This window comes from Paenibacillus sp. yr247 (genome assembly GCF_900103825.1).
Classification (GTDB): Bacteria; Bacillota; Bacilli; order Paenibacillales; family NBRC-103111; genus Paenibacillus_E.
Genome location: NZ_FNIF01000012.1, coordinates 29,714 through 42,524 on the forward strand (window position 1 = coordinate 29,714; position 12,811 = coordinate 42,524).

The following is a 12,811-nucleotide window of genomic DNA, read 5'->3' on the forward strand; positions in this document are numbered from 1 at the left end:
GAGAGGGATTAGGATGAAGATCGGAATTATTGGCGGGACAGGTTTTCAGGATTTATTTTCGGATATGAAAGAACAAACCATTACAACGGAATACGGTGATGCCGTGGTTTTTATTGGGAAGCACGAAGATAAGGAGATATTCTTTTTGCCTCGCCATGGAATAGGGCATAGTATACTAGCACCTTATGTGAATTACAAAGCAAATATGATGGCACTTCACATGTTGGGTGTTGCCCGTGTGATTACTGTTTCTGCAGTCGGAGCAATTAATAAGGAAATTGCGGTTGGGAGTTTGAGTTTGCTGAATCAGTTTGTCGATTATACGACTCGTGATCAATCTTATGGCAAATATTCCGTTGAAATGACCCATCCGTTTTGTCCCGAGTTGAGTGCATCATTTAAGGAAGCCGCCCGATTAATCGGTGAGCCGCTGCGGGAACATACAACACTGATTTGTTTTGAAGGACCTCGGTATGAAACGAAAGCTGAGATCCAACTATTTGCTAATTGGGGGATGGATGTAGTAGGGATGACAACAGCTACAGAAGCAACGCTGGCAAGAGAATTGGGAATGTGCTATAGCGTTGTAACATTGACGACCAATATGGCAGCTGGTATTACAGATGTTAATCCTTCTTTGAAAGCGCACAAAGCTGTAGGAGAAAGTAAACAAGAAACGATCAAAAACCTGATGACTGCAACATTATCGAACATAATCGAAAAAAAGAGTTGCTCGTGTTCCGAGCCCTATGATCGGGCAATGGAAGCTATGATGATAAAGTAAAGTCTTCTGCTTAAATGGGAAGCAACCACAGTCCTTGGTTTTTGCAGGATGGTCGGGTTGCTTCCCTTTCCATGTGAAAGGGTGTAAACAGCATGTCTAAACTATTCATCTATATCGGATTGATTGCAGTCGTCATGTGCTGGGGCTTTAATGTCGTTGCCACAAAAATATTAGTGAGTTTTTTTCAGCCTATCACTATGACTGCATTTCGTATATTTATAGCTGGAGTTGTGGTACTTCTTGTTCTAAAGTTTATGAAACTACTCCGCAGTATGACCTGGAAAGAAGTTCGATTGATCTGCGTTGCCGCTCTGTTTAACGTAGTTGGACACCAACTATTCTTAGCTGTAGGATTAACGAAAACTTCGGCTTCTAATACCGGGCTGATCTTGGGACTTTCTCCGCTGCTCACTGCGATATTAGCTGTGCTTATTTTAGGTGATCGCTTCACCAGCTATCGCGTCGTGGGAATTATTTGCGGCTTTATCGGGGTTGTTTTTATTGTTCTTAACGGTTCTCTAGATACGGCAGCTATCTCAATAGGCGATTTTTACATTTTTCTATCTGTGTTGTCCCAAGCTGTTAGCTTTATTTTTATTAAAAAAGCGGCTACTACCCTAGATCCTAGGGTTCTGACTGGCTGGATGCTGATCGTTGGATCGTTAATATTATTAGGCATCAGCTTGATCATAGAACCCCATGGATTTAACAGCTTTTCTAAGGGGACATTTGAGGTATGGAGTATTTTCCTTACCTCAGCGGTTTTTGCATCTGGTCTAGGCCACATGTTTTACAATAACGCAATTCAACGGCTGGGAGCGGCCCAAACAGCTATTTTTATTAATCTGAGTCCCTTTTTTGCATTGCTTGGTAATTATTTGTTTTTAGGGGAGGTTGTGACTGTATTGCAGATGTTAGGTTTTTCCTTTATCATTATTGGAGTTATAAATGGGACAGAAAGCATCGACAAAAAAGGTATGACTTACCTAAAAGAGTTGGTAAGAAATAAGAAGAGGTATACCAGATGAATCATGAAATGAATCAATAAGAGTATTATTGAAACAGCTGACCCTGATGCTCAATCTGTACGGTCTTATGGCAAAATTGAATCTGAGGAAAAAAATGCAGATGTACAGAGACATGGAGAAAATCGGATAGCTGACTCTAGTGCTGCTCCAAGTTCAGGAGTCGGTGGAAAATGCGCTGAATCAAACGAAAGCAGCGCTGTTGAAAGCCGATCAGATTCCGAAGGGAGCAACGTATCTGCAAAAGGTAGCACACTTCAATCAGATTCACGATCTTCACATCTGAAGACAGAAAAAATCAAATCTATCTTACTCTCCCCAAAACAGCTGAATCGCTTTACATAGCGATTGAAGAATACATAAAGTTTTAACCATAACAGATTTCAGAAAAACTAAATAACCGTCCCACGGTTGAGTACCGCGAAACGGCCGTTGCATAATCCGACTTATTTTATTGTCTACTTGATGGGGGTAAGCCCCAGTTGGCAGCCTTTTTCAACTATCGGAGATTAGTTCAACTAAGCCTACTAACATTCGTTCCAGCTAAACTTATGTTTGAGATACCTAAATGCGAATCTCTTAAGGAATTAAAAGCCGAATTTCCACCCAAGGAATAATAAAGTAATGATCACCACGTTTAATGTAGAAGCCAAAAAATTTAAGGTGAGGTAAACCTTTCTTACTTTTTTATGATGTATTTTTTTTCATGATACAACCTATATTAACAAAGCTGATTTCACAAACGAAATTGGATTTATTTAAATGGAAGCAATATGAATCGGCAATCATTTTACTTACGGTGAGATGGTATTTGAAATATAGTTTAAGCTATCGAGATATAGTTGAAATGATGAGTGATCGAGGATTAAGGATATCCCATACGACGATCATGAGATGGGTCCATGAATTTGGACCTGAAATCGACAAACGAATCCGCCCCTTTTTGAAACCTACAAACGACTCGTGGAGGACTGACGAAACCTACATCAAAGTTAAAGGTCAGTGGAAGTATTTATACAGAGCCGTTGATTCTATGGGGAAAACCATTGATTTCATGTTATCTGAAAATCGGGATATGCCGGCAGCTAAGCGCTTCTTTACAAAGGCTTTGACCTCTCCACATACTCAAATCCCACGTGTAATCACCTTGGATAAAAATCCAGCATATCCACCAGCAATACAAGAATTAATAAATGAGAAATCCTTACCAAAAGAAACCTTGATTAGACAGACAAAGTATCTAAACAACATTGTGGAGCAAGATCACCGGTTCATAAAGAAAATCACAAAACCAATGCTTGGTTTCAAATCGTTTCTTACAGCGGATCAGACGCTAAAGGGAATTGAGGCTTTACATATGATAAGGAAAGGGCAGGCCGATGATAATTCGACTGTCCTCACTGCTGTTGAATGGCTAAATAAGATATTTGATTTAGTGGCATAGACAAACTATACTTTGTCGGGTAACTGCGAACTTTTTTAATTCCTTGCACCAGAACCCCACTTGCTGTACTAAAGAGTAAATTTCGCGCGCGATTCGGTAAACAGTCTGATATACAAGATGAGGTTATGTGGCGGACAGCCAACGGTATGAGCCATAGCAAGTCCTCGTTCTTCCATCATTTCCACTAGATCTCGATAACTTAGGCTATATTTCAAATACCATCGTACTGTTAGCAAGATAACCTCCGATTGATACTGCTTCCATTTAAATAAATCTAATTCTGTTTCCAACGTAATTTGCTTCATCCCATGAATTCATTTCAATCATATTATCATGTATTAGAGACTTGCACCATAACCCTATTCGGATTCATGTGCTATTGCCCTAGATGAAAAGCCCAATTAATGGCGCAGGCCCAGTCGCGATCTAGAAAATATTTTGTGAATATATCCAAGCCCTGTTTTAGTTAGGTTGGGGTTCTACTTCGAGAAATCCTTTGAAAAACAGATAATTGCTCTTTCGCTTTTGATTCGAACAGAGCCGTTCTTTTGCCATTGTTCCAGGGAAGCTAAAACGGCTGCCACGTCGGAGAACGGGGGAATATCAGGCTTGAAAATAAAGAGATGAATTAAGCTCCAATGATGCTTGGTTTCAAATCATTTCTAACTGAAGAACAGACGTTAAAGGGAATCGAGGTCATGCATATGATTAGGAAAGGCAGGATGGAAATAATTTATCTGTCCTCTCTGCAGTTGAATGGCTTAGTAAAATATTTGGTTTATGGCATAGTTAATAATTTATTGGGAAATTGCTATCTTTTCCAATTCTTGCACCACAACCAGAATTTTCCTTATATGCTGACTTGTCAGTCTAAAACTTTATTTTCTCAGAACAATTGGATTTCAATTGGGGGCTGAAGTATAAGCTCTGGTTGTTAACTAGTATATTTTTGACAATATGTCACGTATAATGACATTAAACGTCAATGAAATTAGGATTTTTTCCATAAAGCAGGGGATATAGTTAGATAATAAAGCTTTTTTTATTTCAATGTAATATATATTGACATAAATTATAAATGATAATATCATTGTATACAATGATGTATGCTTTTAACCATAGGAAGGATCTCTGAAGAAACGATTAAGAGTTTCTGGAGTGTTAAGTATATTTCACATAATAAAAATGAACAAAATTGTATACAATAATGTATTTTTTAATGAGTAGTGGTGGTAGCCCATTGAAAGGGATTTTTCTCATCACTGCACAGGGGGAAGAAGAAGGTTAACTCCAAAATAGAGGTGAAACAAATGCCGAATGACCAACAGAAGGTACGTATATTCGAAACTCTGAAGCACTGGATTGTACATTTAAAGCTGCTCCCTTATCAGAGATTAACTGAAATAAAGTTATCGCAGGAGTTTGGATGTAGCAGAACGCCAGTTAGAGAAGCATTAATGAAATTAACGCAAGAAGGTTGGATAGTAATGGTTCCTAATCAAGGCTATTATGTGAGAGGGATTCGCCCCAAAGAATTGGAAGATCTGTATGAGTTGCTGATTACACTTGAAAAAATGGCTATAAGCTTAGTGACTTCTAATAAAGATCAAAGCGTTATTAAAAAGCTTCATAAGAAATGGAATGAAAAACCAAGAGCATGGGAAGATACGGTAGGACTGCAGTTGATTGCTGATGATGAGGAATTTCACGAAGAGATCGCTTTTGCTAGTGATAATAATGAGTTGCATTCGTCTATTAAGAAAATCAATGAGAAAATCCATATTATTCGAAGAATTGATTATAACAACAAAGATTGGGCGCGAAACATTGTGAATGATCATGTGGAAATTCTGGATTCGATTCTTCAAAGAAATACGGTTCAGGCAGAGCAACTGATCGAGAAGCATATTCGTTCAAACAAAGAAACAATGATGTCACTAATAAATGTTTATTTAGGAGAAAGTTTGTTATTTAGTTGATGAAGGAGAGATCAAAATGCTAACTGGTGGAGACACAACGCTGATATACGGCGGATTAGTAGTAACTGATATAGAAGCTGTTCCGCTAGACGTATTGATTCAAGGGGAGAAGATCATCAAATTAGATAAACATATTGAGCCTCAGGAGGAATGGAATGTAATTAATGCTGTGGGTCATGTTATTTTTCCTGGCGGGATCGACCCGCATACTCATCTGGATTCAAGATGGGAGGGATTGGTTACTGCGGATGATTGGTTGTCAGGGACAATTGCGGCAGCTGCGGGAGGAACCACGACAATTATCGATTTCTGCAGACCAGAGAAAGATCAGCCTCTTATGGAGGCGGTAGACGATTGGAAGGCTCGTGCGCAACATAAATCTGTTGTCGATTATAGTTTTCATCTTGTCATTAGAGACGCTGGAGAATCCAGATTGCAGGAAATGGAAGTTGCCGTGCAACATGGTCTTCCAAGCTTTAAGTTGTTTATGGCCTATAAAGACTCGCTCCAGCTTAGTGATAGAGAATTATTTCAAATTCTTCAGCGTATCCGTGAATTGGATGGTATTGCTTTAGTTCACTGTGAAAATGGAGATGTCATCGAGGTGTTAATTGAGCAAGCAATCGCTGCCGGAAACACTGCCCCCATTTATCACGCATTAACCCGTCCTCCAGAGCTGGAAGGTGAAGCTACCGGAAGAATCATTCGACTTGCTCAAATAACCGAAACGCCAATCTACATTCCTCATGTAACTTGTAAACAGTCCATGCTTGAAATACAAAACGCGCATGCGCGTGGACAGTTAGTCGTGGCAGAAACTTGTCCGCAATATTTATTTATCGATCAGGATTATTTGCTGCAACCCGATTTTGAAGCGGCTAAATATGTGTGGTCACCGCCTCCACGCAAGACATGGCATCAGTCTTACTTGTGGGAAAGTATCAAAAATGGTGATATTCAAACGATTGGATCCGATCATAGTTCCTATAATTTTGTGGGACAGAAGGATATTGGGAAAGATGATTTTACCAAAATACCGAATGGCGGACCCTCCATCGAGGATAGAATGTCGTTGCTCTATCATTTTGGAGTAGTTCAGGGGAAGTTGAACCTAAATCAATTTGTTCATCTAACCTCAACAAACGCAGCTAAAACTTTCGGCCTGTTTCCGAATAAAGGGGTAATCGCAGAAGGAAGCGACGCTGATCTTGTGATTTGGAATCCAAATTTGAAGCGGACTATATCTGCGGGATCTCATCACATGAATGTAGATTACAGTATCTTTGAAGGTATAGAGGTGACTGGAATTGCAGTGCAAGTTATGGTTCGCGGTCAAACTATATTTCATGAGGGTACTTTTGTTGGAAAGCCTGGTAGCGGGAAATTCATCAGCCGACAAATTATTGCAAAAGATATGCAATCTTTGCTAACAAAGGACGTGAACCCATGATTCGTTTCGAGAATGTGTGTAAAACTTATGCCAATGGCGGTAATGCGGTAATCGATATTAATTTGCATATTAAACAAGGGGAGTTTATTTGTTTGATCGGGCCGAGCGGTTGCGGGAAAACGAGTACTCTCAAGATGATCAATCGATTACAGGACCCTACGTCTGGACAAATTTTCATTAACAACAAAAATATTATGGAACAAGACCCAGTAATGCTGAGACGTGGAATCGGATACGTGGTTCAGCAAATCGGCTTGTTTCCGCATATGACCATTGCCGAGAATATCGGTGTTGTACCTAAATTATTGGGATGGCCCCCTGAACGGTGGAAAGAAAGAGCGGAGGAGCTACTAACGCTTGTAGGCTTGGACCCTAAGAACTTTAGCAAAAGGTATCCGATGGAGCTTTCCGGCGGGCAGCAACAGCGGGTTGGCGTTCTAAGAGCCTTGGCTGCTCAGCAAGAGCTAGTGCTCATGGATGAACCGTTTGGAGCACTTGATCCTATTACTAGGGAATCTTTGCAGGACGAATTGAAGCGACTCCAAAAACAACTAAACAAAACGATTGTCTTTGTTACCCACGATATGGATGAAGCCGTTAAATTGGCCGATCGCATTGTGCTAATGAAAGAAGGCCGGATCTTACAATTAGGAACTCCTTATGAATTCGTTCATCATCCTGCAAACGAGTTTGTTAAAGAATTTATGAGAAGCTTCAAAAATAAGATTCTGGATGCAACATTAGTCGATGCCTGTATGGAACCTTTAGGAGAAGAGATTCACTTGCCACTTCCTGTTGTATCTTTGGGCACTTCAATAGAAAAAGCGCTCCAGATCATGTTTTTCAAAAGAGTAGACAAGCTTTACGTCATAAATGAAGAGCAAGTGAAAGTAGGTTATTTAACTCGAGATAAATTATCTGAATATTTCAATTTTGGAGAACAGTCAAACAATTCTTCGGGTGGTGAAATGAATGTTTCATGACATATTGGATGTATTGATGAGGCATGAAGTTCAAGTAGAGATTGCAGTGAAGTCTTTTCAGCATATCTATCTTTCGTTTATCTCTGAGTTTATTGCTATATGCTTCGCTGTTCCGAGTGGCATCTTTTTAACAAGGTGCAAATGGGGAGCGGAGACCATCATGAATGCAGTAAGTATGCTGCAAACCATTCCTAGCTTAGCATTACTGGCTTTTATGATACCGATATTAGGCATTGGCACTCTTCCGACTGTAGTCGCTTTGTTCCTATACGCCTTACTGCCCATAATGAGAAGCACTTATACTGCGATTCGCCAAGTAAATCCTTCAACCGTTGAAGCAGCTAAAGCGATGGGAATGACAACCATACAGATATTGATCAAAGTGGAGATTCCTATGAGTGTTCCCATTATTATGAATGGAATCAGGATGTCTTCTGTCATGATCATCGGATGGGCTACCCTTGGGGCTTATATTGGTGCCGGAGGACTTGGGGACCTGATTATGGCGGGTTTTGCCACTTTATCGAATGGTCATATTATTGCTGGGGCGGTTCCTGTTACGCTATTAGCCTTATTGACCGATGGAATACTGGGCTCGTTTGAAAAAAGAATGACTTTTTCTGGGAAAAGGAGGTCGGCATTTCGATGATCCATATTTTTCAATATATGGAATACAATTTCGACCGATTAATTCAGCTTACCATTGAGCACCTTTTTATGGCTTTAGCTGCAGTGCTTATTGGCATCTTAACTGGAATTCCTTTAGGGGTGTTGATCGCTAGAAAACGTTGGCTAACTGGTACTGTTCTATGGATTGCAAATGCGTTTCAAACGATTCCTGTTCTTGCTTTGGTAGGGTTTTTGATGATTTTTTTGGGTTTAGGAAAAGGAACGGCCATTACCGCTTTATATTTTTATACGCTTCTCCCCATCATTCAGTCCACTTATACGGGATTGAATGCTATTGAACCAAGCATTATTGAGGCGGCAAAGGGAATGGGCATGTCGCAGAATCAAATTTTTTGGAAGATCGAAATCCCTATGTCGTTATCCATTTTGTTTGTTGGCATACGAATAGCTGCCGTAGTATCCATAGGAACGACAACGATTATGTCTTTGGTTGGCGCTGGAGGATTGGGATATGAGATATTTACAGGCATTAATCGGATGAATAATCAAATGGTCATTATCGGTGCTTTACTTGCGGCATTGCTTGCCTATGTCGTTCAGAAGCTTATTCAATGGTTTGAAGTAAGGTTCACTTCAAAAGGTTTAAAAATCATTAAATAAATAACACACAAACAGGAGGAATGAAGAAGTGAAAAAGTTTACGGTAATTATGGCTTCTTTGGCTTTGGTAGGCATGCTTACAGGTTGTGGGAATGGCAGCGGCAGTAAACAAATTGTCGTAGGATCGAAGAATTTTACGGAAAGTATTATTCTTGGCGAGTTGGTCGCTCAAATAGTCGAGTCGAACACTGATATCAAAGTAGTAAGAAAACAAAATTTGGGCGCTACTGATATTACGCTTAAGGCTATAACGAATGGAGATATCGATCTATATGCCGAGTATGACGGAACCGTGTACAGCAGCTACTTGAAAATAAAAGATCCCGTTACCGATCCACAGAAGGTATATCCGCTTGTAAACGATAGGATTCAAAAAGAAATGAACTTGAAGTTAACGAAGCCGCTTGGCTTTAACAACACCTTTACTCTTGCTGTTCCTACTAACCTGACTCAAAAAATGCAATTAAAATCGTATTCGGATCTTGTAAAGGTTTCTAATCAATTGGTTCTGGGCATAGACCCTGAATTCATGAATCGAGAACCGGATGGTTGGAAAGGGCTTCAAAAAAAATACGGTTTCAGCTTCAAGAATGTGGTATCTCTGGATAGCGGTCTCCGTTATAAAGCAGTTCAATCGAATCAAATTCAAGTTACGAATGCTTTTGCAACCGATGGTCAGCTGAAGTCAAATGATATGTCCATCCTCAAGGACGATCAATCATTTTTCCCGCCATATAATGCCGCGCCGATTGTAAGAATGGATACGCTAAAAAAATATCCGAAGCTTGAAGAGGTTCTCAATACTTTGGGGGGACAAATTACTGACCAGGATATGCAAGATATGAATTACCAAGTAGATGATAAGAAGATATCCGAAGTTCAAGTTGCGAAAGACTTTCTCAAGAAAAAAGGCTTAATTAAATGATCGTTCTGGAAAGGAATTGATTTTCCGATGAGTCTTGAGATCGCAGGTATATTTTTCGCTGAAGCGCTATTTGTCACTGTGATGACTTGTAGATGGATTATTCTAGTGAAAGGAAACCGCATGTTTGCTGCATTCGCCAGTTTTTTTGAGCAAATGCTCAATGTGCTAGCTTTAGGTATGGTCGTATCTCATTTAGACAGTCCAATCCGAATTCTTGCATTCGGATTGGGCTATGCAGTTGGATCTCTTTCCGGAAGTTGGATGGAGGAGAAGCTTGCAATCGGTTATATTATGTTTCAAATTATCGCTTCTCCCGAATCAAAAATCCCGGAAATTCTCAGAAATGCTGGTGTAGGCGTTACGGTATGCGAAGCAAAAGGGAATGATAGCGCAAAAATACTTATCGTTTCAGTCGTACGCAGAAGATGGGCAGGACAAATTGCACAAAAAATTGAAGAAACTGACTCTCATGCTTTTGTCGTTCGAACGGAGCCACAAGCGTTAAAAGGCGGTTATTTATTAAAATCACTTCGCGCTGCCAATCAAGATGCGATTAGAACAATGATGAAATAATGGTGCAATAGGAGTGAATGTTTATGGATTTCAAGGATATGGAGCTTCCGGGAGGAAACCGCAATTTTATCGGATACGGACGTAGCGTACCTAAGGTAAAATGGCCTGATGGCGCCAAAGTTGTGATCAATCTTGTTCTTAACTATGAGGAAGGATCCGAGTTTTCGTTACCATCGGGCGATAACCGGCAGGAAGGCTTTACAGAATACGATTATCCCGCTATGGACCCTCGATATCGAGATCTTGCGGCTGAATCCGTATATGAATATGGAAGTCGTGCCGGGGTTTGGAGACTGGCAAGATTGTTCGATCGATACGGAATTAAAATCACGGTTTCTGCTTGTGCCGTTGCCCTGAAGCGTAATCCCGAAGTGGCGAGTTGGATTGTTGAAGCGGGGCATGAAACGATGGCGCATGGCTGGAGATGGTCGGAGCTTTGGCTTATGTCCCGCGAGGAGGAAAAGGAAGAAATTAGACGTGCCGTTGCGGATATTGAACAAATGACTGGGCAGCGTCCGGTGGGCTGGAATAGCCGATACGGTCCGAGCGTGCATACGCGTGAATTGCTTGTAGAGGATGGCGGGTTTGTCTATGATTCGGATGCGTATAACGACGACTTACCATATTTTGTCGATGTAAACGGAAAGCAGCAACTGATCTTACCGTATACCAAGACGTATAATGACACTCGTTTTATCATCGCCCAGGGCTTTAGCCAGCCGGACGATTTCGTAAACACCTGCATGGCTGGATTGGATTTGTTGTATGAAGAGGGCGAAACGCATCCGAAAATGATGTCCATTGGGCTTCATGCCAGAATTATGGGTCAACCTGCGCGTGCCGCCGCCTTGCGAGATTTTATGGAGCATGCCTTGAACAAGCCTGGGGTCATTTTTATGAGAAGGATTGATATTGCGAATTGGTGGTTAGAACACCATAAAGAGTTCACGAGTGAGTGAGAAGCACAAGGACGGTGATAAGATGTCCATGTTGAAGGGAATTGGCGACTGGCCGTTTCGACATGTTTGGACCGGCAAAGAAATCATAGAAAACGCGAGTAAAATGAAATTTAACGGAATTGAATTTAATATATATGAAAGTGACGGTCCTATCAACCTCCATAGTTCTCCTGCGATGGTCAAGGAATTGGCTGCGCATGCTGCAGATTATGGAATTGAATTGCCCTCACTTTCAACGGTCTTGCATAATCAGTATTCCTTAACCTCAGCGGACAAAAATATTCGTAAGCAAGGCGAAGAAATTGTATTGCGCATGATTGAAATGGCAAGCCAACTTGGCGCTAAGACAATACTAGTAGTTCCGGGCCATGTTTCGGCCGACGTCCCTTATGACCAAGCTTATGCTGTCTCACAAGAAACATTGATTCGGCTAGTTCCAAGTGCGCTTTCTGCCGGCATTACAATCGGGATAGAGAATGTATGGAATAAATTTTTACTAAGTCCACTTGAATTTGTTAGATTCCTGGATGAAATGAATCACCCCTCCATAAAAGCCTATCTGGATATAGGGAACGCAAGGATTGCCGGTTTTCCCGATCAATGGATTCGTCTGCTTGAAAAACGGCTGGCTTCCGTGCATGTTAAGGATATTCGGAGAAGTACTAAAAATGATTATGGGGTCGTTCCGTTATTTAACGGTGATGTCGACTGGCCTGCGGTCATTCGCACCTTGCATGAGGTTAATTACGATGGATATCTGATAGCTACGCCAGCAGCGTACTCCATTTTGCCGGAACGACTTATTCATACAGCCTCTCAGGATTTGACAGCAATTATGGAATTGCAGCGTGTGAAGGGAAGGTAAAGTATATTGAATGTATTTGAAAACAACCTCTATGCTGAAGCGAAATCGGGAGAAGGCGTCAACGCAGCACATATAAATCTAGTCATTGGCCGGAAAGGGAGCAGTGTGGAACAAGCTGTTCTTTCGTCATTATCTGCTCCAAGAGCGGGATATATTCCATTCTTTATCGTTAAGAGACCTAACTTTCCCGTAAAACCATTTACTTTATTCGTAAACAAAGCAGAAATTAGGAATGAACAACATGGCATTATTTCATGGGGATCTGGTCAAGCCGGAATTGCTCAAGGAATTTTACATGCGGTGAAGGCGGGGTTCATCCCTAAGTATGAGGTCGAAAATCTGGTGATTATTGCCTCAATTTGGATTCATCCCGATGCTAGTGATGGACAGCTTGTATACGAACACTGCTTCCATGCAACCCTATCAGCTGTTGAAAGAGCCGTGACTCAAATGCCAGATATTGAAGAGCTGCTCCAAAATCTAGAGCAAGCCACACAGACGGAGTGAATCTCAGTTTGATATTATAATTAATAC

14 protein-coding genes and 1 pseudogene are annotated in these 12,811 nt (G+C 40.9%); 14 read left to right on the forward strand and 1 reads right to left on the reverse strand.

The genetic code is table 11. The annotated features are described in order from the left end of the window. Nucleotides 1-13: 13 nt before the first annotated feature. The 4 genes from BLT91_RS18965 to BLT91_RS18975 all read left to right on the forward strand — a co-directional run bounded on the left by BLT91_RS18965 (nucleotide 14) and on the right by BLT91_RS18975 (nucleotide 3,253). Nucleotides 14-784, forward strand: coding sequence for an MTAP family purine nucleoside phosphorylase (locus BLT91_RS18965; RefSeq protein WP_090823767.1), 771 nt, complete (start codon nucleotides 14-16; stop codon nucleotides 782-784). A 92-nt stretch (nucleotides 785-876) separates the two neighbouring features. After that, entirely contained in the window at nucleotides 877-1,812 is a 936-nt protein-coding gene (locus tag BLT91_RS18970) for a DMT family transporter (protein ID WP_090823769.1), read from the forward strand. A 139-nt stretch (nucleotides 1,813-1,951) separates the two neighbouring features. Then, nucleotides 1,952-2,095, forward strand: a complete 144-nt coding sequence (locus BLT91_RS31750) for a hypothetical protein (protein ID WP_175532392.1) — start codon at nucleotides 1,952-1,954, stop codon at nucleotides 2,093-2,095. Nucleotides 2,096-2,515: 420 nt separating this feature from the next. After that, the gene (locus BLT91_RS18975; protein ID WP_090823771.1) at nucleotides 2,516-3,253 is read left to right on the forward strand and encodes an IS6 family transposase; all 738 of its coding nucleotides are present in this window, start codon (nucleotides 2,516-2,518) and stop codon (nucleotides 3,251-3,253) included. A gap of 143 nt (nucleotides 3,254-3,396) precedes the next feature. Here BLT91_RS18975 and BLT91_RS18980 read toward each other — a convergent pair. Next, nucleotides 3,397-3,543: pseudogene (locus tag BLT91_RS18980) on the reverse strand (IS6 family transposase); the annotation flags it as partial. Nucleotides 3,544-4,563: 1,020 nt separating this feature from the next. Between BLT91_RS18980 and BLT91_RS18990 the strand changes: the two are divergent. The 10 genes from BLT91_RS18990 to fae are packed head-to-tail and all read left to right on the forward strand — an operon-like array spanning nucleotide 4,564 to nucleotide 12,784. Continuing rightward, nucleotides 4,564-5,232, forward strand: coding sequence for a GntR family transcriptional regulator (locus BLT91_RS18990; protein ID WP_090823776.1), 669 nt, complete (start codon nucleotides 4,564-4,566; stop codon nucleotides 5,230-5,232). A gap of 16 nt (nucleotides 5,233-5,248) precedes the next feature. Further along, on the forward strand, nucleotides 5,249-6,682 hold the full coding sequence (gene hydA, locus BLT91_RS18995; RefSeq protein WP_090823779.1) for a dihydropyrimidinase: 1,434 nt from the start codon (nucleotides 5,249-5,251) through the stop codon (nucleotides 6,680-6,682). Continuing rightward, nucleotides 6,679-7,665 carry an ABC transporter ATP-binding protein gene (locus BLT91_RS19000; RefSeq protein ID WP_090823781.1) on the forward strand — a complete coding sequence of 329 codons (987 nt, stop codon included), beginning with the start codon at nucleotides 6,679-6,681 and terminating at the stop codon, nucleotides 7,663-7,665. The genes hydA and BLT91_RS19000 overlap by 4 nt, the downstream gene beginning before the upstream one ends. Further along, entirely contained in the window at nucleotides 7,655-8,314 is a 660-nt protein-coding gene (locus tag BLT91_RS19005; RefSeq protein ID WP_254777021.1) for an ABC transporter permease, read from the forward strand. Before BLT91_RS19000 ends, BLT91_RS19005 begins: the two co-directional genes overlap by 11 nt. Next, nucleotides 8,311-8,955 carry an ABC transporter permease gene (locus BLT91_RS19010; protein ID WP_090823783.1) on the forward strand — a complete coding sequence of 215 codons (645 nt, stop codon included), beginning with the start codon at nucleotides 8,311-8,313 and terminating at the stop codon, nucleotides 8,953-8,955. Before BLT91_RS19005 ends, BLT91_RS19010 begins: the two co-directional genes overlap by 4 nt. 28 nt (nucleotides 8,956-8,983) lie before the next feature. Next, nucleotides 8,984-9,880, forward strand: a complete 897-nt coding sequence (locus BLT91_RS19015; RefSeq protein ID WP_217635245.1) for an ABC transporter substrate-binding protein — start codon at nucleotides 8,984-8,986, stop codon at nucleotides 9,878-9,880. A gap of 27 nt (nucleotides 9,881-9,907) precedes the next feature. After that, nucleotides 9,908-10,453, forward strand: coding sequence for a DUF2179 domain-containing protein (locus BLT91_RS19020; protein ID WP_090823785.1), 546 nt, complete (start codon nucleotides 9,908-9,910; stop codon nucleotides 10,451-10,453). A 23-nt stretch (nucleotides 10,454-10,476) separates the two neighbouring features. After that, nucleotides 10,477-11,412, forward strand: coding sequence for a polysaccharide deacetylase family protein (locus BLT91_RS19025; RefSeq protein ID WP_217635246.1), 936 nt, complete (start codon nucleotides 10,477-10,479; stop codon nucleotides 11,410-11,412). Continuing rightward, the gene (locus BLT91_RS19030) at nucleotides 11,405-12,277 is read left to right on the forward strand and encodes a sugar phosphate isomerase/epimerase family protein (RefSeq protein ID WP_090823789.1); all 873 of its coding nucleotides are present in this window, start codon (nucleotides 11,405-11,407) and stop codon (nucleotides 12,275-12,277) included. Before BLT91_RS19025 ends, BLT91_RS19030 begins: the two co-directional genes overlap by 8 nt. A gap of 6 nt (nucleotides 12,278-12,283) precedes the next feature. Then, complete coding sequence (gene fae, locus BLT91_RS19035) at nucleotides 12,284-12,784, forward strand: formaldehyde-activating enzyme (RefSeq protein WP_175532394.1); 501 nt, start codon at nucleotides 12,284-12,286, stop codon at nucleotides 12,782-12,784. The last annotated feature ends 27 nt before the right edge of the window (nucleotides 12,785-12,811 follow it).

What these genes read in the sequence shown, in the direction of transcription:
- BLT91_RS18965 (WP_090823767.1), top strand. Translation starts at nt 14, where the DNA reads ATGAAGATCGGAATTATTGGCGGGACAGGTTTTCAGGATTTATTTTCG.
- BLT91_RS18970 (WP_090823769.1), top strand. Translation starts at nt 877, where the DNA reads ATGTCTAAACTATTCATCTATATCGGATTGATTGCAGTCGTCATGTGC.
- BLT91_RS18975 (WP_090823771.1), top strand. Translation starts at nt 2,516, where the DNA reads ATGATACAACCTATATTAACAAAGCTGATTTCACAAACGAAATTGGAT.
- BLT91_RS18990 (WP_090823776.1), top strand. Translation starts at nt 4,564, where the DNA reads ATGCCGAATGACCAACAGAAGGTACGTATATTCGAAACTCTGAAGCAC.
- hydA (WP_090823779.1), top strand. Translation starts at nt 5,249, where the DNA reads ATGCTAACTGGTGGAGACACAACGCTGATATACGGCGGATTAGTAGTA.
- BLT91_RS19000 (WP_090823781.1), top strand. Translation starts at nt 6,679, where the DNA reads ATGATTCGTTTCGAGAATGTGTGTAAAACTTATGCCAATGGCGGTAAT.
- BLT91_RS19005 (WP_254777021.1), top strand. Translation starts at nt 7,655, where the DNA reads ATGTTTCATGACATATTGGATGTATTGATGAGGCATGAAGTTCAAGTA.
- BLT91_RS19010 (WP_090823783.1), top strand. Translation starts at nt 8,311, where the DNA reads ATGATCCATATTTTTCAATATATGGAATACAATTTCGACCGATTAATT.
- BLT91_RS19020 (WP_090823785.1), top strand. Translation starts at nt 9,908, where the DNA reads ATGAGTCTTGAGATCGCAGGTATATTTTTCGCTGAAGCGCTATTTGTC.
- BLT91_RS19025 (WP_217635246.1), top strand. Translation starts at nt 10,477, where the DNA reads ATGGATTTCAAGGATATGGAGCTTCCGGGAGGAAACCGCAATTTTATC.